The sequence below is a fragment of the Streptomyces sp. NPDC003034 genome (assembly GCF_053591375.1).
The window spans coordinates 1-22,785 of record NZ_JBSFTS010000027.1 but is presented as its reverse complement, the minus strand read 5'-3'; the positions used below and the strand labels follow the sequence as shown (position 1 = coordinate 22,785).

The following is a 22,785-nucleotide window of genomic DNA, read 5'->3' as shown; positions in this document are numbered from 1 at the left end:
CGGTCCGGGACCTTGGTCCCGGACCGGCGCCGTGCCGTTGGGCCCGGCGGGCGGCCGACAGTCCACCGGTCCTGGCGCGCAGCCGACAGCGGACCGGCCAGGGCGCGTCGGCCCGGCACACCAGCCCGGCGCACCAGCCGGGGACACCAGCCGGGCGCACCAGCCCGGCCGTCAGCCCCGGCGCATCAGGACGATCCCCTCGGCCTCGTCCACGACCGTGAACCGCTCGCCGGGATGCAGCTGGCGGGCGTAGGCGGTCGGGTCCTCGCCGGCCCACTGGGAGCCGTTGTCGATGGCGATCCAGTCCGGGACCACCCCGCGGGAGCCGCCGATCCAAAAGACGCGGCAGCGTGAGGTCAGCCGGGTCAGCGGAGTGGTGTCGGCCTCCACGCTGGCCCCGTCCGGGATCTGCGCCAGGAGCCGCTCGATCGCCGCGGCGCGGGCGGGCTTCTCGTACGTACTCGCCTCCGCGAGCCGAGCGGTCGGCAAGGCGGTGGCGCTGAGCGCGAGGCCCGCCGCGAGGACGGCGGTGGGCAGCTGGAGGGCGTACGCGCGCAGCCGGGGCCGTGAGCCCCGCCGGACGGTGTCGATGGCGTCGACGAGGGCGAGGGTCACCACCGGCATCAGGACGGCGCTGTAGTGCCAGTCGGTGGACCAGTAGTGCTCGTCCCCCGACAGGAACCGCCACCCGAGGGTTGGCGCGGCGACCAGCAGCAGCGGCGAGCGCAGCGCGAGCAGCCCGGAGGTGGGGATCAGCACCCAGGCCAGGGTGGGCAGCTTCGTGGAGAGGCCGTCGAGCGGACCGGCGCCGCCGATCTTGTCCCAGTAGCCGTAGCCCGCGGTCGCGAAGGCGGGGATGACGACCGTGAACACGAGTACGGCGGCCACCGTGGCCCCGGCGGCGACGGCGAGCGCGGTCCGGGCGGCGCGCCGGTCGCCGGACCTGGCCCGCCAGGCCACCACCACGGCCAGGGCGGCGAGCGTGAAGCCGAGGTCCTCCTTGACGAGCAGCAGGGGCAGCCCCCACAGCAGCGCGGCGCGCCAGCGCCCGGCGAGCAGCGCCTCCAGGGCGAAGGCCAGCAGCGGTACGGCGAAGGCGATCTCGTGGAAGTCGAACTCCACGGCCCGCTGGATGCCCCAGGACAGCCCGTAGGCGATCCCGAGGGCGAGCCCGCGCGGCCGTCCCAGCAGCCGCCCCGCGGCCCGGGTGACGGGCACGGCGGAGAGCGCGAACAGTGCGGCCTGCGCGACCAGCAGGGTCAGGGGCCCCGGGAACACCCGGTACAGGGGGGCGATCAGGGCGATGATGGGGCTGAAGTGGTCGCCCAGGATGTTCGCCCCGGGCCCCTTCAGTTCGGCGACGGGCGTGCGCAGATGCGCGTACGCCCGGATGGCCTGCTCGAAGATGCCCAGGTCCCAGGAGGTCCAGTCCATCCGGCGGAACCGCCCCACCGACAGCACCAGGTAGATCAGGAAGAAGCCCGCAGCCACCGCCCAGGGCCCGATCCACCGGCCCCGGTCCGCCCGTGTGGACGGCCGGCCCGCGGTGGTCGGGCGGGCCATGGCATCGCTCGTCACGGACTCGTGCTCCCTCGGCCGGTCGGCGTGAACTCCGCGGCGGGGACGCGGCGAGCTCAGACGGTCAGTACGGGAACATCGTAGAGCGGGATGAACTTGTCGCGGGTGACGAGGGTCAGCCCTTCGGACTGGGCCTGTGCGATGAGTATCCGGTCGAAGGGGTCCCTGGGGTGGAGGGGGAGCTGACCGGCCCGAATGCCGTGGAGGGCCGTGATCGGCAACGGCCTGAGCTGACAAGGGGTGCCCGCAGCGCCTCCGTGCGGGGCGGTGGTCGGGAGACGGGCGGGCGTAGGCTTGGAAACCCCGGCCCGTGTGACGTGTCGGGCCCTTCGCGTTGCCCTTCAAGGACCAAGCACTCCATCGGACGGAAAGCCCTTCATGAGCTTGCACGGACTGCTCGACACCGTCATCCGCGACCCCGCCCTCGCCGAGGCGGTCACGGCGGCCGGAGACGGCAGCCGCATGCACGTGGACCTGGTCGGCCCGGCCGCCGCGCGGCCCTTCACCATCGCCGCGCTAGCGCGGCGGACCGAGCGGACCGTGCTCGCGGTCACCGCCACGGGACGGGAGGCCGAGGACCTGGCCGCCGCGCTGCGTTCGCTGCTGCCGCCCGACGAGGTGGCGGACTACCCCTCCTGGGAGACGCTGCCGCACGAGCGGCTGAGCCCGCGCAGCGACACCGTGGGCCGCCGGCTCGCCGTACTGCGCCGACTGGCGCACCCCAGCAAGGACGACCCGGCCGCCGGACCCGTCAGCGTGATCGTCGCGCCCATCCGCTCCGTGCTCCAGCCGCAGGTCAAGGGGCTGGCGGAGCTCGTACCCGTGAGCCTGCGCCAGGGGCAGAGCGTCGACCTCGGCGAGATCACCCAGGCACTGGCAGCCGCCGCGTACGCCCGCGTCGAGCTCGTGGAGAAGCGCGGGGAGTTCGCCGTGCGCGGCGGGATCCTCGATGTGTTCCCGCCCACCGAAGAACACCCGCTGCGCATCGAGTTCTGGGGTGACGAGGTCGAGGAGATCCGCTACTTCAAGGTCGCCGACCAGCGGTCCCTGGAGGTCGCCGAACACGGGCTGTGGGCCCCGCCCTGCCGCGAGCTGCTGCTCACGGACCAGGTGCGGGAGCGCGCCGCCGCCCTCGCCGAGGCGCATCCCGAGCTCGGCGAGCTGCTGAACAAGATCGCCGAGGGGATCGCCGTCGAGGGCATGGAGTCCCTGGCCCCGGTCCTGGTGGACGACATGGAGCTGCTGATCGACGTCCTGCCGGCGGGGTCGATGGCCGTCGTCTGCGACCCCGAGCGGGTGCGGACGCGCGCGGCGGACCTGGTGGCCACCTCGCAGGAGTTCCTCATGGCCTCCTGGGCGGCCACCGCCGGCGGTGGCGAGGCCCCCATCGACGTCGGCGCCGCCTCGCTGCGCGGCATCGCGGACGTCCGCGACCGGGCCCGCGAGCTCGGCATGATGTGGTGGTCGGTCTCTCCCTTCGCCGCGGACGAGGAGGCCGGCGGCGATGTCCTCAAGCTGGGCATGCACGCCCCGGAGGCGTACCGCGGCGACACCGCCCGCGCGCTGGCCGACACCAAGGCCTGGATCGCCGACGGCTGGCACACCGTCTACCTCACCGAGGGGCACGGCCCGGCCGCCCGCACCGTGGAGGTCCTCGGCGGCGAGGGCATCGCGGCCCGGCTGGAGTCGGACCTGCGCACCCTGGAGCCGAGCCTGGTCCACGTGGCCTGCGGCTCCCTCGCCAACGGCTTCGTCGACCCCGCCCTCAAGCTCGCCGTCCTCACCGAGACCGACCTGACCGGCCAGCGGACCGCCACCAAGGACCTCGGCCGGATGCCGACCCGGCGCCGCAAGACGATCGACCCGCTCACCCTGGAGGCGGGCGACTACATCGTCCACGAACAGCACGGCGTGGGCCGCTACGTCGAGATGGTGCAGCGCACCGTCCAGGGCGCCACCCGCGAGTACCTCCTCGTGGAGTACGCGCCCGCCAAGCGCGGCCAGCCCGGCGACCGCCTCTACATCCCCACCGACCAGCTGGAACAGGTCACCAAGTACGTCGGCGGCGAGGCCCCCACCCTGCACCGGCTCGGCGGCGCCGACTGGACGAAGACCAAGGCGCGGGCGAAGAAGGCGGTCAAGGAGATCGCCGCGGACCTCATCAAGCTCTACAGCGCGCGCATGGCGGCCCCCGGCCACACCTTCGCCCCGGACACCCCCTGGCAGCGCGAGCTGGAGGACGCCTTCCCGTACGTGGAGACCCCCGACCAGCTCACCACCATCGCCGAGGTCAAGGAGGACATGGAGAAGTCGGTCCCGATGGACCGGCTGATCTGCGGAGACGTCGGCTACGGCAAGACCGAGATCGCGGTGCGAGCGGCCTTCAAGGCGGTCCAGGACGGCAAGCAGGTCGCCGTCCTCGTGCCGACGACCCTGCTCGTGCAGCAGCACTTCGGCACCTTCTCCGAGCGCTACAGCCAGTTCCCGGTGAACGTGAAGGCGCTCTCCCGGTTCCAGGGCGAAGCCGAGTCCAAGGCCACCCTGGAAGGCCTGCGCGAGGGCTCGGTGGACGTGGTCATCGGCACGCACCGGCTCTTCTCGCAGGAGACGAAGTTCAAGGACCTGGGCCTGGTCATCGTGGACGAGGAGCAGCGCTTCGGCGTCGAGCACAAGGAGCAGCTGAAGAAGCTGCGCGCCAACGTCGACGTGCTCACCATGTCCGCGACCCCGATCCCGCGCACCCTGGAGATGGCGGTGACCGGGATCCGCGAGATGTCCACGATCACCACCCCGCCGGAGGAGCGGCACCCGGTGCTCACCTTCGTCGGCCCGTACGAGGAGAAGCAGATCGGCGCGGCCATCCGGCGCGAACTGCTGCGCGAGGGCCAGTGCTTCTACATCCACAACCGGGTCGAGTCCATCGACCGGGCGGCCGCCAAGCTGCGCGAGATCGTGCCCGAGGCGCGCATCGCGACCGCGCACGGGCAGATGGGGGAGAGCGCCCTCGAACAGGTCGTGGTCGACTTCTGGGAGAAGAAGTTCGACGTGCTGGTCTCCACCACGATCGTGGAGTCGGGCATCGACATCTCCAACGCCAACACCCTCATCGTGGAGCGCGGCGACAACTTCGGCCTCTCGCAGCTGCACCAGCTGCGCGGGCGCGTCGGCCGCGGCCGCGACCGCGGTTACGCGTACTTCCTCTACCCGCCGGAGAAGCCGCTGACCGAGACCGCCCACGAGCGGCTCGCGACGATCGCCCAGCACACCGAGATGGGCGCCGGCATGTACGTGGCGATGAAGGACCTGGAGATCCGCGGTGCGGGCAATCTGCTCGGCGGTGAACAATCGGGTCATATCGCGGGTGTCGGCTTCGACTTGTACATCCGCATGGTCGGCGAGGCCGTGGCCGACTACCGGGCCGCCGTGCGGGACGGCGCCGACGGGGCGGTGGAGGAACCGCCGCTGGAGGTCAAGATCGAACTGCCGGTCGACGCGCACGTCCCGCACGACTACGCGCCGGGCGAGCGGCTGCGCCTGCAGGCCTACCGGTCCATCGCCTCCGCCAACTCGGAGGAGGACATCAGGGCCGTACGGGAGGAGCTCACCGACCGCTACGGCAAGCTGCCCGAGCCGGTGGAGAACCTGCTGCTGGTGGCCGGGCTGCGGATGCTGGCCCGCGCCTGCGGGGTCGCCGACATCACCCTCCAGGGCGCCAACATCCGCTTCGGGCCTGTGGAGTTGCGCGAGTCGCAGGAGCTGCGCCTCAAGCGGCTCTACCCGGGGGCGGTCCTCAAGCCCGCCACCTCGCAGGTGCTGATCCCGCGCCCCAAGACCGCCCGGGTGGGCGGCAAGCCGCTGGTCGGCCGCGAACTGCTCGGCTGGACGGGAGAGTTCCTGACCACGGTCCTCGGCTAGAGCCCGGCCCGGCGCGGTCCGTGGCCGGATGCCGCCCGGCGGGCAGCCGGGCCGCATCCGTACAACGGTTGGGACATCCCCTCACCGACGGCCGGAAACGCTGTATACGCTCACCCCCGAAACCCTTCACGCACGGCCCGTCAGGAGCAGCGATGCACGCCCCCGGCCCCCCGCCGCAACCCGGCCCCCAGCCCAGTACCGGGGGCGTGGTGGCGCTGCGTGTGCTGTTCGCCCTGCTGCCCGTCCTGAGCTGCGGCTTCCTGGCCTGGGGCACGATGCTGCGGCTCGCCATCCTCACCCGCAGGTCCCGTGACTGGACGCTGCTCGGGGTCGTGAGCGTCCTCAGCGTGGGCTGGCTCGCGCTGATCGGCGCCGACCCCACGCCCGACACCGACGGCTGGCAGGGCAACACCGGCGCGGGTGGCGTGATTCTGACCGGAGTCCTCACCTGCGTCTACTTCCTCTACGCCGACATCCGCCACCACGAGGCCAGGGCCGCGGCCCCGGCCGGCCACTGGTACCCGCAGGGCGCCGCGCCCTACGCGGTCCCGCCGCAGACCACCCCCGGGTACGGCTACCCGCACGCGCCGCGACAGCAGACGGGGCCCTCCCACCAGCCTCCCGCCCACCAGCAGCCTCCGGCGCAGGCGCCGCACGCGGTCCCCGCGCAGCCGCCGCAGCCCACCCCGCCGCCCCGCATCGGGCAGGTCCGCGCCGAACTCGACGAGCTCAGCGAACTCCTGCGCAAGCAGACGCCGCACCCGCGGCAGGCGCCCCGCGACGAGGACCCGCACCGGTGACCGACCGCCTCATCGGCGACCGCTACCGGCTCGCGAGCATCCTGGGCCAGGGCGGCATGGGCCAGGTCTGGACGGCGTACGACGAGCGCCTGGACCGGCGGGTCGCCGTCAAGCTGCTGCGCCCCGACAAGGTCGCCGGCCCGGGCACGGTCGCCGAGGAACTGCGCCAACGGTTCGTGCGCGAGTGCCGGGTCACGGCGCAGGTGGACCACCCCGGCCTGGTCACCGTGCACGACGCGGGCAGCGACGGGGACGAGCTCTTCCTCGTCATGGGCCACGTCGACGGCTCCGACCTGGCCGACCACCTCGCCGCGCACCAGCCGTACCCCTGGCCGTGGGCGGTCTGCGTCGTCGCGCAGCTGTGCGCGGTGCTGTCCGCCGTGCACGCGGTGCCGATCGTGCACCGGGACCTGAAGCCGCGCAATGTGATGGTCCGCCCGGACGGCACCGTCCTGGTCCTGGACCTGGGCGTGGCCTCGGTGATGGACACCGACACCACCCGCCTCACCAGCACCGGTTCGCCGATCGGCAGCCCCGCGTACATGGCGCCCGAGCAGGCCATGGGCGGCGCGGTGGGCCCCCACACCGACCTCTACGCGCTCGGCGTGCTGCTGTACGAACTCCTCAGCGGCACCGTCCCCTTCGCCGGATCCACCGCCCTCGGCGTCTTGCACCGCCACCTGTACGAGCCGCCCGCGCCGGTCCGCCCGCTGCGCCCGGAGGTCCCCCAGGAGCTGGAGGCGGTCCTCCTGCACCTGCTCGCCAAGGACCCGCAGGACCGTCCCGCCTCCGCGCAGGAGGTCTACGAGGCCCTCGCCCCGCTCCTGCCCACGCGCGGCGCCAGCGCCCCGGGGGCCCGCCCGGACGGGGCGCGGGGCAGGGGCCCGCTCGACCCGACCCGCCCCTTCCTGCGCCCGCACGCCCCCTGGCCGGACAGCGCCGCGGCCCTCGTCCCGCCCCGCCCGACCAGCCCGCCGATGACGCCGGCGACGCCCACGGCGCCGCCGCGGCCGGACGTCCCGGGCGCCGTGGACGAGGCCCGCAAGCTCCTCGACGAGGGCCTGCTCACCCAGGCCGTGGACATCCTGGGCGGCATCCTCCCGGCGGCCGTCGCCGAGCACGGCGAGCACTCCCCGGTGGTCCGCTCCCTGCGCAAGCAGTACGCGGCCACGCTGATGGACGATGGCCAGTACCGCCGCGCCCTGCCCGAGCTGCGCCGCCTCGCGGGGGGCGCCTCGCAGTCGAAGGGCGGGGGCGAGTTCCCGGCCGGGGACCCGCAGGCCCTGCGCTTTCGCTACGACGCCGCCCAGTGCCTGGAGCAGCTCGGCGAACCGGCGGCCGCCCTGGCGGAATACCGTTCACTGCTGCCGCTGTTCGAGAACCACTACGCCAACCCGGATCCCGGCCTGGCCCTGGAGGTCCGCCGCCGGATAGCCCACCTGCTGCTGTCCCTCGGCGACCGTCCGGGGGCCCACGACACCCTGGCCCGGCTCCTGTTCGACGCCGAACGGCTGCACGGCCCCGCCCATCCCTTCCCGGCCGAGGTCCGCCGTACGCTGCACTGGCTCGCTCAGGTGCGCTGACGCCGCCGCGGCAGCGCCAGGCCGAGCAGGGCGGTCAGGGCCGCGCCCGCCACCGCCGTCCCCTCGGGGAGGCCCGGAGGGCGGAAGACGCAGGTGAGGCTGGTGGTGCGGCCGTCCAGGGGCACGGCGACCAGCCCGGGGTGGGCCGAGGCCGGCCGGCCGTCGCAGCTCCAGCCCGCGATCGCGGGGACGGAGAGGACCGCCGTGCCCGTGCTGCCCGCCGGCAGAGTGGCCCGGACCTCCGAGGCGCCGACCCGCAGCGAGGTCGTCCCCGTGGCGCGCAGGGCGGTCACCGTCGCGCCGTGGGTCCGCGGGGTGGCCGCCCGGTGAACACGCACCCCGACACCGGCGGAATCGTTGGTCGAAGCGGTGGCCCCGGCCACCCCGACTGCATACCATCGATCACCGCACGGCCTCAGGGGGTGTCCTGTCGCCCGGGCGGGGCACGACGCCCTGCCCGGGCGGCAGGACGCCCCTCGCGCACCGACGCACCATCTCCCGGCCCTGGAGGCTCCTTTGCACCGTCGCACAGCGCTCTCCGTCTCCACCGCCCTGCTCCTGGCGGCCCCCCTGCTGTCCGCCTGCTCGGGCCAGGCCCAACCCGGCACGGCGGCCGTCGTCGGCGGCGAGCGGATCACCACCTCGGCGCTCCAGGCCCAGGTCAAGGACGTCCGCGCCGCCCAGAACCGGGCCGGGGACGGCGCCGCCCAGCTCATCGCGAGCACCCCCGGCCTGGACCGGATCAGGCTCGGCTCGATGCTGCAGAGCCGGATCATCGACACGATGGCCGAGAACGCCTCCCTCACGGTCACCCCGAAGGAGATCGAGGACGAGCGCAAGGCGTACGTCGAGGACAACGGGGGAGCGGAGCAGTTCGAGGCGCTGCTGCTGCAGAAGGCCGCCACCGCCCCCGGCCAGGCCGACCGCTTCCTGCGGGACCGGGTCCTGCTCACCAAGCTGAACACCAAGTACGGCAGCGGGAAGCTCACCGAGCCCGCCGAGGCCGCCGCGAAGGCACTGCGCATCCAGGTCAACCCGCGCTACGGCGCCTGGGACGCCCAGCAGCTCCAGCTCGGCGAGGGGCACACCCCCTGGATCACCCAGAAGACCCGTCCCGAGCAGGCCCCCGCCGGAGCCTGACGCGTAGCCGCGGAGGTAGGTTCGGAGGGTGACCGACCACGCATCCGCCGAGCCCGCCCCGGCCGAGCCCGCGCCCGCCGAGCCCGTATCCGCCGAGCCCACGGGCCGCATCGTCCTGCTGACCACCAGCCACCGGGTCGCCCCCGGCGTGCTGTCCTGGCCGGCGTGGCAGGTCCTGCACGCCGCGGACCGGGTGCTGTGCGCCGACCCCGGCCACCCGCAGCTGCCGTACCTGCGCGAGGCGGGCATCGAGGTCGCCTACGAGACCCCGGACGCGCACGCGCTCGTCGAGGCCTGCGCGGGCGGGCGCACCGTCGTGGTGCTCCCGGGCGGTGAGGGAGACCAGCGGCTCACCGACGGGCTGGCGCGCCTCGCCGGCTCCGGGCGGGTCTCCATGCCCGACCTGGAACTGCTGCCCGGATCGTACGATCTGCCGGGCGCGCGCCTGCTCGACCTGGTCCAGGTCATGGACCGGGTCCGGCGCGAATGCCCCTGGACCTCCGCCCAGACCCATCGGGGCCTGGCCAAGTACGCGATCGAGGAGGCGTACGAGCTGGTCGAGGCCATCGAGGCCGGGGACCGGGAGGAGCTGCGCGAGGAGCTCGGCGACGTCCTGCTCCAGGTGGTCTTCCACGCCCGGATCGCGGAGGAGGGCGGCGGTGAAGCCGAGGAGACCGAGGACACCGAGGACGCGGACGAGGATGCCGACGCCGACGCGGCCGATGGGGCCTTCTCCATCGACGACGTGGCCGGGACCCTGGTGGAGAAGCTGATCCGCCGCCATCCGCACGTCTTCGGCGACGCCGAGGCCCACACCCCGCAGGACGTCCACGAGCACTGGCAGCGCACCAAGGCGGTCGAGAAGCAGCGCGCGTCGGTCACCGACGGGATCCCGCTGGGCCAGCCCGGCCTCGCGCTCGCGGCCAAGCTCGCCGGCCGGGTCCGTGCGGGCGGCCTGCCCGTGGAACTGCCGCGCGGCGAGGGCATCGGGTACGAGCTGCTGGAGCTGGCGGCGCGCGCCGAGGCGCAGGGCGTGGACCCCGAGACCGCACTGCGCGCCGCGGCCCGCGTCTACCGGGACGCGATCCGGGCGGCGGAGGGCGTCGGCGCGGCAGGGGCGTAGGCGCCTGTGGGCGGGTTACCGCGTGAAGAGGACCGCAGGGCCCGCGGGAAGGTGATCTCGCGGGCCCGGGACACCTGCCGGAGGGGCCGCGTCAGTCGTTGACGTCCTCGTTGAAGCGGTTCGAGCACGCCTGCTGCTCTTGCTGGGTCTGGGCCTTGTCGAGGCAGGCGCGCAGGTCCTTGCCCTCATCGGAGTTGAGTACGGACACTCCGATGGCCACCATGATGCCGGCGATGACCACGGTCACGGCGCCCAGGACGAGTCCGGCGATGGCCATACCGCGACCTCCGGCACCGCCGCGGGCTCTGCGCAGGGCAGCGATACCAAGCCCTATGGCCACCAGGGCCAGGGGGATGCCTACGAACCAGAGCCACAGCAGCAGCAGCGACGCGATGCCAGTGATCAGTGCGGCTACGGCCAGACCGTTGCGCTTCGTGCCGTGCGGGGAAGAGGCGGCGGGGTAAGCGCTGGTGCCGGCAGCGTCGGAGGAGTGATGCGGGTCGGACATGGGACGATCCCTTCATGGAGCTGCGGGCGGACAACACCCCGGTTTGGCAAGGGTGTTCAGCCCGTCTACCACTGGCTCGTGGTCGCAAACCCGCCTGCACGCCCGCCCGTGCGGTCGGATCCTGCCGCCCCTGGCGTTGAGCCTGGGCGGGCCGCAGGCGCAGCGCCCGGAGCGGCAGGCGCCCTGCCCGACCCGGTCCCGTCAGGCGGGCTCGAAATGGCGCTGGACCGGTCGGCGCCCGAGCTGCGCGAGGAGGCGGTGCTCGTACGGCTCACCACCGGGGTCGCCATGCGGGAGCTGCGGCAGGCCCTGGGCGCCCTGGGGCCGCCGGGCAGGGACACCGGCGGCCCGATGTCGTACTGCTCGGCATCCGGATGCCCGGGGGTGACGGACTGGCCGCGATCGGCCCGCTGCTGGCCCTCGACCCCGCGCCGCGGGTGGTGATGCTGACGACCTTCGGGGACGAGGAGAACGTCCCGCGCACCCTGCGGGAGGGGGCGACCGGCTTTCTGCTCAAGGACGAGGGGCCGCAGGAACTGATCAGCGCGGTACGGGCCGCCGCCTCGGGGGACGCGGCCCTCTCCCCGGGAGTGACCGGGGCGGTGGTCGCACGCATGCTGCGGGGGGGACGGCTCGGCGGCGCAAGCTCCCGTTTCCGAGGAAGGCAACGGGCTCGACCGCCTCACGGCCCGCGACCGGGAGTACTGGCGATGCTCGGGCAGGGGCTGTCCAACCACGACATCGCCGAACGGCTCGGCATCGGCATCGGCACCGTCAAGACCCATGTGGGCGCGATCCTGGAGAAGACCGGATCGGCGACCCGGGTACGGGCAGCCCTGCTGGCCCACCGGGCGGGGCTGACCGCCTGAGCACAAAACCGAAGGCGGGAACACCGGACTTGTCCGTCAAGGGAAGGCAGATCTCCGGATATCCACGACGAACCACGCATAGGGGGCGGCCCTCTGAGATCGGGATACGGTCGTCAGGTGCACGAGCAGACCCCCGCGACCCCCGCCGACCCCCCGGCCGATGCCTCAGCCGCCACCCCGGCCGAACCCCCGGCCACCCCGGCCGAACCCCCGGCCACCCCGGCCGAACCCCCGGCGACCCCGGCCGAACCCCCGGCGACCCCCGCCGACCCCCCGGCCGACCCTCCGGGCGCCACGCCCGGCGCCCAGGGCCCGACCCTGTTCGACTGGCAGTTCGCGACCGATCCCTACCCGGCCTACGCCTGGCTGCGCGAGAACTCCCCCGTGCACCGCACCAAGCTCCCCAGCGGGGTCGAGGCGTGGCTGGTCACCCGGTACGCCGATGCCCGCCAGGCCCTCGCCGACCAGCGGCTCAGCAAGAATCCGGCCCACCACGCCGAGTCGGCGCACGCCAAGGGCAAGACCGGGATCCCCGGGGAGCGCAAGGCCGAGCTGATGACGCATCTGCTCAACATCGACCCGCCGGACCACACCCGGCTGCGGCGGCTGGTGTCGAAGGCGTTCACTCCGCGCCGTGTCGCCGAGTTCACCCCGCGCGTGCAAGAGCTCACCGACCACCTCATCGACCGGTTCGAGGCGAAGGGGGAGGCGGACCTCATCCACGATTTCGCCTTCCCGCTCCCCATCTACGCCATCTGCGAGATGCTCGGCGTACCGCGCGAGGACCAGGACGACTTCCGGGACTGGGCGGGCATGATGATCCGCCACGGCGGCGGACCGCGCGGCGGGGTGGCGCGCTCGGTGAAGCGGATGCGCACCTACCTGGGGGAGCTCATCCACCGCAAACGGGACGATCTGGGCAATGACCTGATCTCGGACCTGATCCGGGCGAGCGACCACGGGGACCACCTGACCGAGGGCGAGGCCACCGCGATGGCCTTCATCCTCCTCTTCGCGGGTTTTGAAACCACGGTCAATCTGGTGGGTAACGGGCTCTATGCCCTCTTTTGTCATCCCGACCAGCGCCGACGGCTCCAACGCTCCCTGGCGGCGGGCGAGAGCCACCTGCTGGCCACCGGCGTCGAGGAACTCCTGCGGTACGACGGCCCCGTGGAGCTGGCCACCTGGCGGTACGCCACCGAGCCGCTCACCCTCGCGGGCCAGGACATCGCGGTCGGCGAGCCGGTCCTGGTGGTCCTGGCCGCCGCAGACCGGGACCCCGAGCGGTTCGCCGACCCCGACACCCTCGACCTCTCGCGCGCCGACAACCAGCACCTCGGCTACGGCCACGGCATCCACTACTGCCTCGGCGCACCGCTGGCCCGGCTGGAGGGGCAGACCGCGCTCGCGACGCTGCTGACCCGCCTTCCGGACCTGGAGCTGGCCGTGGATCCGTCCGAACTGCGCTGGCGCGGCGGGCTCATCATGCGCGGTCTGCGCACGCTGCCCGTCCGCTTCACCCCTTATGGGTCTAGGCGGAACGACTGACTCCGAGTCAGTTCCTGTCGGAACTTGTGACAATCGTTCGAAGGCCGCTAGGTTCTGCCGTTACCCCGCCGTTATGCGAAAGGTACAGCCTCATGCGTTCCGGGAACGGCCGCCACAGACGCCCCCGCCAGGTCCCCGCGCTGGTGGTAACAGCCGGAGTCACTGGCTCCGCGCTGGCCCTGCCACTGCTCGCCGCCACCAGTGCCACCGCCGCCGACACCTCCACGTGGGACAAGGTCGCCGAGTGCGAGAGCGGGGGTACGTGGAGCGCCAACTTCGGCAGCGGCGCGTACGGCGGGCTCCAGTTCACCCAGGAGCAGTGGCGCAGCGCCGGCGGTCTCGACTTCGCCGAGCGGCCCGACCTGGCCAGCCGCTCCCAGCAGATCGCCGTAGCCGAACGGGTGCTGGCCTCGCAGGGGCCGCAGGCGTGGCCGCTGTGCGCGGCGTCCGCCGGGCTGACCCAGCAGGGCCCCGCCGCCGCCGTGGACCCCGGCCTGCCCGGCGGTACCAGTGCCATCGCCCCGAGCCCGTCCCGCCCGGACCAGGCCGTGCCCTCCGCCGGCACCGGCGCCCCCGCCCGGGACTTCGGGGCCCCCACCCCGGCCGCGCCCAGTCCGTCCGAGAGCCCCTCGTACGGGACCCCCGAGGGCCCGCTCGCGCCGTCCATCGGACTGCCCGTCATGCCGCCGCCGGACGACCCGACCACGGCTCCGGCGCCGCCCGTGCTGCCCGGCGACCCGACGACCGCTCCGGTGCTCCCCGTACTCCCCGGGGACCCCACCGCGACTCCGGCGCCGCCCGTGCTGCCCGGCGACCCGACCACCGCCCCGGTGGCCCCCGGCGCCCCCACCGCCCCGGCGGACCCGGGCGCCCCCACCGCCCAGCCCTCCCCGGACGCCTCGGCCGCCCCCACGCCGACCGCGCCCACCGCTCCGGCGCCCGTCGCGGACGGGTCCGGCGGCAAGCACCGAGGTACGCCCGCCGTCGAGCTGCCCCTCGCGTCTGATCCCGCGTCGGCCCCCACGTACACGGTCAAGTCGGGCGACACTCTGGCGACCATCGCGGACGCCAACGGACTGGAGGGCGGCTGGAACGCGCTCTACTCGGTCAATGAGCAGGTCATCGGCGGAGACGCCAACTTGATCAAGCCCGGCCAGAATCTGGATCTAACCGCGGAATAGGGGCACTTCGGGCGCACGTAAAGGTCCGATTGCCCGTTTTCGGCAAGTGAGACATGTGTCTCTTCCGGTCAACTGGCGTGTCATGCCCCGGAGCTCCCGCAAACCCGGTCCTCACCTGCGCAAACACCCTTGCGAAGGGCGCAAGTAGGGGTGGTTTCTCCCCGATGTCGCGCGTTGAACATCGGGGAGGGACCTGGCTACCTTCTGAATCGCCCGCCACCGCGGGCTCCTTCGACCGCATCGCCGAATCCTGCCGGCGGACGGAGGGAACAGTCGTCGCGTCAAGCGCCGAAGGCAGGAGCGGGGGAACCAAGGTAGGCGCCGGGAGCGGCCGTTCGAGAGACGGTCACGCCACCGGCTAGGGGTTAAGTCGCGCGCTAGGCCGCGCGGCCGGGCAACTCATCCGCCCGAACCCGACAGCTCACCTCGTAGGCGTCGGTGAGGAGAAACTCCATGCTGCTTTCTGGCAAGGGCAAGCACCGCCGCGCCTCCAAGGCCGCCCGCATCGTCACGCTCGCCGGTGTCGCCGGCGTCGCCGTCGCGGCGCCCCTGATGACCGCGGGTACCGCGAGCGCCGCCACGGCCTCCGAGTGGGACCGCGTCGCGCAGTGCGAGTCCGGTGGCAACTGGGCCATCAACACGGGCAACGGCTACTACGGCGGCCTGCAGTTCTCGTCCTCCACGTGGGCCGCGTACGGCGGCAAGTCCTACGCCGCGCAGGCCAACCAGGCCTCGAAGGCCCAGCAGATAGCCGTCGCCGAGAAGGTCCTCAAGGGCCAGGGCAAGGGCGCCTGGCCGCACTGCGGCGTCGGCCTGTCGAACTCCTCGTATGCCGGCGGCGGCGCTGCCGAGGCCCCGGCCAAGCCCAAGGCCGCGCCGAAGAAGACCGAGCAGAAGGCCGAGCAGAAGGCCGCGCCGAAGAAGGAGACCAAGCGCTCCGAGGCCCCGACCACCCGCTCCGAGCGCTCGACGGCCCCGGCCCCGGCCAAGCCGAAGACGGAGGCCCCGAAGACCGGCAACGGCTCGTACGAGGTCAAGTCCGGCGACACCCTGGGCACCATCGCCGAGGCCAACGGCGTCAACGGCGGCTGGGAGAAGCTCTTCGAGCTGAACAAGGACATCGTCTCGGACGCCGACCTGATCTTCCCGGGTCAGAAGCTGAAGCTCAGCTGAACACCGCGGCCATAGCACCGCCGCGGCCCTAGCCGCTGTGGTGCATCCGCCCACGCAGAATCCCGCCGCCCGGCGCGTCTCCCCCCACGCGCCGGGCGGTGGCGTTCGCCGGGCAGAGCCGCACGGACCGCGAGCTCTATGTCCTGGAAGAAGGGTATTCGTGCCCTTTTTCGTCCCAGGACCCGGGCGGTCGGCGGGCTGATCGCCGCGGGCCGGTTAGGCTCTAGTCGGCAAGGCCGTCCCATGGCCTGATGCCACCGCACACCCAGCGTCACATCCCAGAAGGAGATGCTCGTGCCGTCCATCGACGTCGTCGTAGCCCGGGAAATCCTGGACTCCCGAGGCAACCCCACGGTCGAGGTCGAGGTGGGCCTCGACGATGGCAGCACCGGCCGTGCTGCCGTTCCGTCCGGCGCCTCCACCGGTGCATTCGAGGCCATCGAACTCCGTGACGGTGACCCCGACCGTTACATGGGCAAGGGTGTCGAGAAGGCCGTCCTCGCCGTCATCGAGCAGATCGGCCCGGAGCTGGTCGGCTACGACGCCACCGAGCAGCGGCTGATCGACCAGGCCATGTTCGACCTGGACGGCACCGAGAACAAGGGCTCTCTCGGCGCCAACGCCATCCTCGGCGTCTCCCTCGCCGTCGCGCACGCCGCGTCCGAGGCTTCGGACCTGCCGCTCTTCCGCTACCTCGGCGGTCCGAACGCGCACCTGCTGCCCGTTCCGATGATGAACATCCTCAACGGCGGGTCGCACGCCGACTCCAACGTGGACATCCAGGAGTTCATGATCGCCCCGATCGGCGCGGAGTCCTTCTCCGAGGCCCTGCGCTGGGGTGCCGAGGTCTACCACACCCTCAAGAAGGTGCTGAAGACCAAGGGCCTCTCCACCGGCTTGGGCGACGAAGGCGGCTTCGCCCCGAACCTGGAGTCCAACCGCGCCGCCCTGGACCTCATCATCGAGGCCATCAAGGAGGCCGGCTACACCCCGGGCCGCGACATCGCGCTCGCGCTCGACGTCGCCGCGTCCGAGTTCTACAAGGACGGCAAGTACCAGTTCGAGGGCCAGTCCCGCTCGGCCGCCGAGATGACCGACTACTACGAGGAGCTCGTCTCCGCGTACCCGCTGGTCTCCATCGAGGACCCGCTGTACGAGGACGACTGGGCCGGCTGGAAGAACATCACCGACCGCCTGGGCGCCAAGGTCCAGATCGTCGGCGACGACCTCTTCGTCACCAACCCCGAGCGGCTGGCCCGCGGTATCGAAGAGGGCTCCGCGAACGCCCTGCTCGTGAAGGTGAACCAGATCGGTTCGCTGACCGAGACCCTGGACGCCGTCGAGATGGCCCAGCGCAACGGCTTCAAGTGCATGATGTCGCACCGCTCCGGCGAGACCGAGGACGTCACCATCGCCGACCTCGCCGTCGCGGTGAACTGCGGTCAGATCAAGACCGGCGCCCCGGCCCGCTCCGACCGCGTCGCCAAGTACAACCAGCTGCTGCGCATCGAGGAGATCCTCGACGACGCCGCCGTGTACGCCGGCCGCTCCGCCTTCCCCCGGTTCCGCCCCGCGAACTGATCGGCGAAGGCCAGGGCCGGGAGCTCGGCCTGCCGGCTGCGCCTGGCCTCCGTACGTCCCCGCACTCGGTCCCGTACCGTGTGCGGGGACGTATTGCGTAGTGCGTACACAGGGGAGGCGGGATCAATGGCCGGGAACCGGGATCGGTTCTCCACCTTCTCCACCGCGACCAGGCTCAAGCAGCTCGGCGAGCGGACCGCCGCCCACGTCTACCGCTCGCAGTCGCGCCGCCAGGTCCGCCGCAGCCGGCTGACCGGCCGGGCCGCCCTGCTCGTGCTGGTCCTCTGTACCCTGGTCGTCGCCCTGGCGTATCCGATGCGCCAGTACGTCTCCCAGCGCTCGGAGATCGCGGAGCAGCAGCGGGCCGCCGCCGCGGCGAAGGACCGCCTCGAACGGCTCCGGGACGAGAAGGCCCGCTGGCAGGACGATGCCTACGCGGAGCAGCAGGCGCGCAAGCACCTGCACTTCCTGCGCCCCGGAGAGATCGGCTACATCATGACCGACCCCGGGGCCGAGGCGGCGGAACGCCACCGCGGGGGCCAGGCCGGCTCCGACCGGCCCTGGTACTCGAACGTCTGGGACGGCGTCGACAAGGCCGACCGCCCCGGCGACTGAACCCGACCCACCCGCCGACCGGACCCACCTGCAGACCGACCCGACCGCCGCATCAGATCCGTCCGTCCGCCAGACCATCCGCCGACGAGACCGATCACCCGAACCAGACCCATCCGTCATAGAACCGCGAACGAAGAGACCCCCTCCAGGCATGCAGACGCCCCCGCCCCAGACCGACCGGACCGAGCCGACCGACGCGGACATCGCGGCGTTCGAGCAGCAGCTCGGCCGCCCGCCGCGCGGACTGCGCGCCATCGCGCACCGCTGCCCCTGCGGCCAGCCGGACGTGGTGGAGACCGCCCCCCGGCTCCCCGACGGCACGCCCTTCCCCACGCTGTACTACCTGACGTGCCCGCGCGCGGCCTCCGCGATCGGCACGCTGGAGGCCAACGGCGTGATGAAGGAGATGCAGGCCCGGCTCGCCGAGGACCCGGAGCTCGCCGCCGCCTACCAGGCCGCGCACGAGGACTACATCCGGCGCCGGGACGCCATCGAGGTGCTCCAGGGCTTCCCGAGCGCCGGCGGCATGCCGGACCGGGTGAAGTGCCTGCACGTGCTGGTCGGCCACTCGCTGGCCGCCGGTCCGGGTGTGAACCCGTTCGGCGACGAGGCGCTGGCGATGCTTCCGGAATGGTGGGCCAAGGGCCCCTGCGTCACCCCGTGCGCCGAGCGCGAGGAGGCCGAGTGACCAGGGTCGCGGCCATCGACTGCGGTACGAACTCCATCCGCCTCCTCATCGCCGACTGCTTGCCGCGGACGGGCGAGCTGATCGAGCTGGACCGGCGGATGACCGTCGTCCGCCTCGGCCAGGGGGTGGACAAGACCGGCCGCCTCGCCCCCGAGGCGCTGGAGCGCACCTTCGCCGCCTGCCGTGAGTACGCCGCCGTCATCAAGGAGCACGGCGCCGAGCGCGTGCGCTTCGTGGCGACCTCCGCCTCCCGGGACGCGGAGAACCGTGCGGACTTCGTCCGGGGCGTCCAGGACATCCTGGGCGTCGAGCCGGAGGTGATCTCGGGTGACCAGGAGGCGGAGTTCTCCTTCACCGGCGCCACCAAGGAGCTGGTGGGCACCGATCATCTGGAGAAGCCGTTCCTGGTGGTGGACATCGGCGGCGGATCGACCGAGTTCGTGGTCGGCGAGGACCACGTCCGGGCCGCCCGCTCGGTGGACGTGGGCTGCGTCCGGATGACCGAGCGCCACCTGGTGGCGGACGGCCGGGTCACCGACCCGCCGACGCGGGCGCAGGTCGACGCCATACGGGCGGACATCGAGGCGGCGCTGGACCTGGCCGCCGAAACGGTCCCGCTGGCCGAGGCGCGCACCCTGGTCGGCCTGGCCGGCTCGGTCACCACGGTCGCGGCGATCGCCCTCGGTCTGCCGGAGTACGACTCGCAGGCCATCCACCACTCCCGGATCCCCTACGAGAAGGTCCGCGAGGTCAGCGAGCGGATGCTGACGGCGACCCACGCCGAACGCGCGGCGATCCCCGTGATGCACCCGGGCCGCGTGGACGTCATCGGCGCGGGCGCGCTGGTCCTGCTGGCCGTCATGGAACGCATCGGAGCCACCGAGGTCGTGGTCTCCGAGCACGACATCCTCGACGGCATCGCCTGGTCCGCCGCCTGATTCCTCGGCGCGCGGTGCGCGCTGCCCGGAGTCGCACGGCTCGGCGCGGCCGGGGCCTTCGAAACAGGGGGAGTTGCGTGCCTTCAGGGGGTCCGGCAGGGGTCTGGCGGGCTCCCTCGGCCGGGCCGCCGGACGAAGTTCGTGAAGTTCTTCACAAGGAAAAGGGGCCCGCTGGGTCAACTGGGGGCCACAAAGGGGCCTCCGGGTGCCCTCGGGGCCTCTTCGGGGGGCCCTCGTACGAACTGCGGCAGCGGTGGCTTGCTCCTCGGAGGTAGCCACGAATCGCGGTGGTCCAGTCCTCTTCAGGCCTTGCGTGCCAGTTCAGGACGGGTGCACAACGACTCCCCTTATACCGTGGTTCCCCATCCGCGCCATGACCTCGGTCACGTGGGCGGCGGAGTGTAGCAGAGGGTCCCCGATAGCTTGTGAAGGGGCTCACGAGCGTCACCCCCTGGGGTGCTGGATACTCGTTCCATGAGCACCACGGAGCGTCCCAGGATCCTCGTTGTAGGAGGCGGGTACGTAGGCCTGTACGCAGCCAAGCGCATCATGAAGAAGATGCGTTACGGCGAGGCGACCGTCACGGTCGTCGACCCGCGCTCGTACATGACCTACCAGCCCTTCCTCCCCGAAGTGGCCGCAGGCAGCATCTCGCCTCGGCACGTCGTCGTCCCGCTGCGACGCGTGCTGCCCAAGGCGGAGGTCCTCACCGGCCGGGTCACCAGCATCGACCAGGACCGCAAGGTCGCCGTCGTCACGCCGCTGGTCGGCGAGGCGTACGAGCTGCCCTTCGACTACCTGGTGATCGCGCTCGGCGCCGTCTCCCGCACCTTCCCGATCCCCGGCCTCGCCGAGCAGGGCATCGGTATGAAGGGCGTCGAAGAGGGCATCGGCCTGCGCAACCACGTGCTGGAGCAGCTCGACAAGGCCGAGTCCACGACGGACGAGAACGTCCGCCGCAAGGCCCTCACCTTCGTCTTCGTGGGCGGCGGCTTCGCCGGCGCGGAGACCATAGGCGAGGTCGAGGACATGGCCCGCGACGCCGCGAAGTACTACTCCAGCATCAAGCGCGAGGACATGCGCTTCATCCTGGTCGACGCGGCCGACAGGATCCTTCCCGAGGTCGGGCCCAAGCTCGGCACCTGGGGCAAGGAGCACCTGGAGTCGCGCGGCATCGAGATCTACCTGAACACCTCCATGGACTCCTGCGTGGACGGCCACGTGGTGCTGAAGAACGGCCTTGAGGTCGACTCCAACACCCTCGTGTGGACCGCCGGCGTCAAGCCCAACCCGGTCCTGGCCCGCTACGGCCTGCCGCTGGGCCCGCGCGGCCACGTCGACGCCGAGCCGACCCTCCAGGTCAAGGGCACCGACTACATCTGGACCGCCGGCGACAACGCCCAGGTGCCGGACATCGCCGCCCGCAAGGCCGGGGTCGAGAACGCCTGGTGCCCGCCCAACGCACAGCACGCGCTGCGCCAGGCCAAGGTCCTCGGCGACAACGTCATCTCGGGCATGCGCGGCTTCCCGCAGTCCGAGTACGCCCACTCCAACAAGGGTGCGGTGGCGGGCCTCGGCCTCCACAAGGGCGTCGCGATGATCGTCATGGGCAAGATGAAGATCAAGCTCAAGGGCCGGCTCGCCTGGTACATGCACCGTGGTTACCACGGCATGGCGATGCCCACCTGGAACCGCAAGATCCGCGTCTTCGCCGACTGGACCCTCGGCATGTTCCTCAAGCGCGAGGTCGTCTCCCTCGGTGCGCTGGAGACCCCGCGCGAGGAGTTCTACGAGGCCGCCAAGCCCGCGCCGGCCCCGGCCGCCGCGCAGGCTCCGGCCCAGAAGGCCAAGGCCTCCTGACCCGGCGCGCCCGGTAGCGCCCAGGGCCGCAAGGCCCGGCGCCCGGCGTCCGGGGCCCTGAGCCGGACCCGCGCGACCTGTACGTCCCGAAGGGGCCGCCCGCCATCCGTGGTGCGGGCGGCCCCTTCGGCGTCCCCTCCGGCTTATCCGGTCTGCGCCATGGGTAGAGGTGTTGGCCGGAGCTCTCTGGAGGTGTGCGCCATGACCGACGCCGCGCCGCGGCTGGCTGCTCTTGCCGAGACCCTGACGGGCGCCCCGCTGCCCGTCAGGATCCGGGCCTGGGACGGCAGCGAGGCGGGCCCGCCCGGGGGCCCCGTCCTGATCGTCCGCGACCGCCGCGCGCTGCGCCGCATGCTGTGGAAGCCCGGCGAACTGGGCCTGGCCCGGGCGTGGGTGGCGGGCGAGGTGGAGGTCGAGGGCGACCTGTACGAGCTGCTGGACCGGGTGGCCGGCCTGCTCTGGGACCACCACGCCCGGCCCCCCGCCGGCTCCGGTCCGGACTCCGGCCGGCCGCGCCCGCCCGGGGTGCTGCCCCTGCTGCGGGATGCCGAGGCGCGGGCCGCCGTACGGGAGCTGGTGACGCTGGCCCGGCCCTGGCGGGCACCCGCGCCACCGCCCGAGGAGGCCACCAGGACCGGCGGCCCCCGGCACACCCGCGGCCGCGACCGCCGCGCCATCAGCCACCACTACGACGTGGGCAACGACTTCTACAGCTACGTGCTCGGCCCCTCGATGGTGTACTCCTGCGCCTACTGGAGACCGGGCTCCAGCCTGGAGGAGGCCCAGCGGGACAAGCTCGACCTGGTCTGCCGCAAGCTCGGGCTCGGTCCCGGGGACCGCCTCCTCGACGTGGGCTGCGGCTGGGGCTCCATGGCGCTGCACGCCGCCCGGGAGTACGGCGTCCAGGTCACCGGCATCACCCTCTCGCGCGAGCAGGCCGTGTACGCCCGCAAGCGCGTCGCCGAGGAGGGTCTCGCCGACCGGGTCGAGCTGCGGATCCAGGACTACCGGGACGTCAAGGACGCTCCGTACGACGCCGTTTCCTCCATCGGCATGGCCGAACACGTCGGAGCCGACCGCTACCGCGAATACGCCCACACCCTGTACGCCCTGTTGCGCCCCGGCGGCCGCCTGCTGAACCACCAGATCGCGCGGCGCCCCGAGCCGGACGAGGAGACGTACCGGATCGACGCGTTCATCGACGCCTACGTCTTCCCCGACGGCGAACTGTCCCCGCTGGGCAGCACCGTGGGCGAGCTGGAGCGGGCCGGCTTCGAGGTCCGCGACGTCGAGGCGCTGCGCGAGCACTACGGGCTCACCCTGCGGGCCTGGGTGGCACGGCTGGAGGAGCACTGGGAGGAGGCCGTACGGCTGACCTCGCCCGGGCGGGCCAGGGTCTGGCGGCTGTACATGGCCGCCTCCGCGCTGGGCTTCGAGCGGGGCCGGCTCGGGGTCAACCAGGTGCTCGCGGTGAAGACCGCGGCGGACGGCGACGCGGGGCTGCCGTTGCGGCTGCGCACCTGGGGCGGCGCGTAGCACGTGCGGGCAGCGGCGCGTAGGCCGTGGGCACAGCGGAGGGGCCCCGGGGCGTGGGCGGTTTCTAGCGGTCGTTGCAACACGTGGTTGGTTTGATCAAGCTGCGAGTAGTTTATGCAGGCGCTCGGCTGGGGTTTCCCAGCCGAGCG

At 72.7% G+C, this 22,785-nt stretch carries 19 protein-coding genes, 1 pseudogene and 1 riboswitch; of the genes and pseudogenes, 16 read left to right on the top strand and 4 right to left on the bottom strand.

Annotation, left to right across the window (positions count from 1 at the left end):
- Nucleotides 1-171: 171 nt before the first annotated feature.
- Both ACWDX7_RS23660 and ACWDX7_RS23655 read right to left on the bottom strand, forming a co-directional pair.
- On the bottom strand, nucleotides 172-1,563 hold the full coding sequence (locus ACWDX7_RS23660; RefSeq protein ID WP_451493305.1) for a DUF2079 domain-containing protein: 1,392 nt from the start codon (nucleotides 1,561-1,563) through the stop codon (nucleotides 172-174).
- Between the two features lie 71 nt (nucleotides 1,564-1,634).
- Entirely contained in the window at nucleotides 1,635-1,799 is a 165-nt protein-coding gene (locus ACWDX7_RS23655) for a type II toxin-antitoxin system VapC family toxin (RefSeq protein ID WP_451493289.1), read from the bottom strand.
- Nucleotides 1,800-1,956: 157 nt separating this feature from the next.
- Between ACWDX7_RS23655 and mfd the strand changes: the two genes are divergently transcribed.
- The 3 genes from mfd (at nucleotide 1,957) to ACWDX7_RS23640 (ending at nucleotide 7,876) form a co-directional block, all read left to right on the top strand.
- Complete coding sequence (gene mfd / locus ACWDX7_RS23650) at nucleotides 1,957-5,493, top strand: transcription-repair coupling factor (protein WP_451493290.1); 3,537 nt, start codon at nucleotides 1,957-1,959, stop codon at nucleotides 5,491-5,493.
- Between the two features lie 206 nt (nucleotides 5,494-5,699).
- Nucleotides 5,700-6,293, top strand: a complete 594-nt coding sequence (locus ACWDX7_RS23645) for a hypothetical protein (RefSeq protein WP_451493291.1) — start codon at nucleotides 5,700-5,702, stop codon at nucleotides 6,291-6,293.
- Between the two features lie 56 nt (nucleotides 6,294-6,349).
- A complete protein-coding gene (locus ACWDX7_RS23640; protein ID WP_451493306.1) occupies nucleotides 6,350-7,876 on the top strand; it encodes a protein kinase domain-containing protein in 1,527 nt (508 codons plus the stop codon).
- Here ACWDX7_RS23640 and ACWDX7_RS23635 read toward each other — a convergent pair.
- Nucleotides 7,864-8,259 (bottom strand): hypothetical protein, encoded by a 396-nt coding sequence (locus ACWDX7_RS23635; protein WP_451493292.1) that lies wholly within the window; start codon nucleotides 8,257-8,259, stop codon nucleotides 7,864-7,866. The two genes, ACWDX7_RS23640 and ACWDX7_RS23635, sit on opposite strands and share 13 nt — an antisense overlap.
- A 133-nt stretch (nucleotides 8,260-8,392) precedes the next feature.
- Here ACWDX7_RS23635 and ACWDX7_RS23630 point away from each other — a divergent pair, with 133 nt between their 5' ends.
- Both ACWDX7_RS23630 and ACWDX7_RS23625 read left to right on the top strand, forming a co-directional pair.
- Nucleotides 8,393-9,016, top strand: coding sequence for a SurA N-terminal domain-containing protein (locus ACWDX7_RS23630; RefSeq protein WP_451493293.1), 624 nt, complete (start codon nucleotides 8,393-8,395; stop codon nucleotides 9,014-9,016).
- 28 nt (nucleotides 9,017-9,044) lie between these two features.
- Nucleotides 9,045-10,139 (top strand): nucleoside triphosphate pyrophosphohydrolase, encoded by a 1,095-nt coding sequence (locus ACWDX7_RS23625; protein ID WP_451493294.1) that lies wholly within the window; start codon nucleotides 9,045-9,047, stop codon nucleotides 10,137-10,139.
- A 91-nt stretch (nucleotides 10,140-10,230) separates the two neighbouring features.
- Here the strand turns inward: ACWDX7_RS23625 and ACWDX7_RS23620 are convergent, their stop codons facing one another.
- Nucleotides 10,231-10,647: a DUF4190 domain-containing protein gene (locus ACWDX7_RS23620; RefSeq protein WP_451493295.1), complete on the bottom strand. Its 417-nt coding sequence runs from the start codon at nucleotides 10,645-10,647 to the stop codon at nucleotides 10,231-10,233.
- A gap of 216 nt (nucleotides 10,648-10,863) precedes the next feature.
- Between ACWDX7_RS23620 and ACWDX7_RS23615 the strand changes: the two genes are divergently transcribed.
- From ACWDX7_RS23615 to ACWDX7_RS23565, 11 genes and pseudogenes are all read left to right on the top strand, one after another.
- Nucleotides 10,864-11,091: a hypothetical protein gene (locus tag ACWDX7_RS23615; RefSeq protein ID WP_451493296.1), complete on the top strand. Its 228-nt coding sequence runs from the start codon at nucleotides 10,864-10,866 to the stop codon at nucleotides 11,089-11,091.
- A pseudogene (locus ACWDX7_RS23610) lies at nucleotides 10,989-11,516 on the top strand (response regulator); the annotation flags it as partial. The gene ACWDX7_RS23615 and the pseudogene ACWDX7_RS23610, both read left to right, overlap by 103 nt.
- A 318-nt stretch (nucleotides 11,517-11,834) precedes the next feature.
- A complete protein-coding gene (locus tag ACWDX7_RS23605) occupies nucleotides 11,835-13,064 on the top strand; it encodes a cytochrome P450 family protein (protein WP_451493307.1) in 1,230 nt (409 codons plus the stop codon).
- A gap of 92 nt (nucleotides 13,065-13,156) precedes the next feature.
- The gene (locus tag ACWDX7_RS23600) at nucleotides 13,157-14,245 is read left to right on the top strand and encodes a transglycosylase family protein (RefSeq protein WP_451493297.1); all 1,089 of its coding nucleotides are present in this window, start codon (nucleotides 13,157-13,159) and stop codon (nucleotides 14,243-14,245) included.
- 276 nt (nucleotides 14,246-14,521) lie between these two features.
- Nucleotides 14,522-14,695, top strand: a riboswitch (cyclic di-AMP (ydaO/yuaA leader).
- A 3-nt stretch (nucleotides 14,696-14,698) separates the two neighbouring features.
- Entirely contained in the window at nucleotides 14,699-15,418 is a 720-nt protein-coding gene (locus ACWDX7_RS23595; RefSeq protein WP_451493298.1) for a transglycosylase family protein, read from the top strand.
- Nucleotides 15,419-15,706: 288 nt separating this feature from the next.
- Nucleotides 15,707-16,999, top strand: coding sequence for a phosphopyruvate hydratase (gene eno, locus ACWDX7_RS23590; protein ID WP_451493299.1), 1,293 nt, complete (start codon nucleotides 15,707-15,709; stop codon nucleotides 16,997-16,999).
- Nucleotides 17,000-17,125: 126 nt separating this feature from the next.
- Nucleotides 17,126-17,614, top strand: coding sequence for an FtsB family cell division protein (locus ACWDX7_RS23585; protein ID WP_451493300.1), 489 nt, complete (start codon nucleotides 17,126-17,128; stop codon nucleotides 17,612-17,614).
- A gap of 151 nt (nucleotides 17,615-17,765) precedes the next feature.
- Nucleotides 17,766-18,302: a DUF501 domain-containing protein gene (locus ACWDX7_RS23580; RefSeq protein ID WP_451493301.1), complete on the top strand. Its 537-nt coding sequence runs from the start codon at nucleotides 17,766-17,768 to the stop codon at nucleotides 18,300-18,302.
- Nucleotides 18,299-19,240, top strand: a complete 942-nt coding sequence (locus tag ACWDX7_RS23575) for a Ppx/GppA phosphatase family protein (protein WP_451493302.1) — start codon at nucleotides 18,299-18,301, stop codon at nucleotides 19,238-19,240. The genes ACWDX7_RS23580 and ACWDX7_RS23575 overlap by 4 nt, the downstream gene beginning before the upstream one ends.
- Nucleotides 19,241-19,714: 474 nt before the next feature.
- Nucleotides 19,715-21,100, top strand: a complete 1,386-nt coding sequence (locus ACWDX7_RS23570) for an NAD(P)/FAD-dependent oxidoreductase (protein WP_451493303.1) — start codon at nucleotides 19,715-19,717, stop codon at nucleotides 21,098-21,100.
- A 201-nt stretch (nucleotides 21,101-21,301) separates the two neighbouring features.
- Nucleotides 21,302-22,636: a class I SAM-dependent methyltransferase gene (locus ACWDX7_RS23565; RefSeq protein ID WP_451493304.1), complete on the top strand. Its 1,335-nt coding sequence runs from the start codon at nucleotides 21,302-21,304 to the stop codon at nucleotides 22,634-22,636.
- Nucleotides 22,637-22,785: the final 149 nt, after the last annotated feature.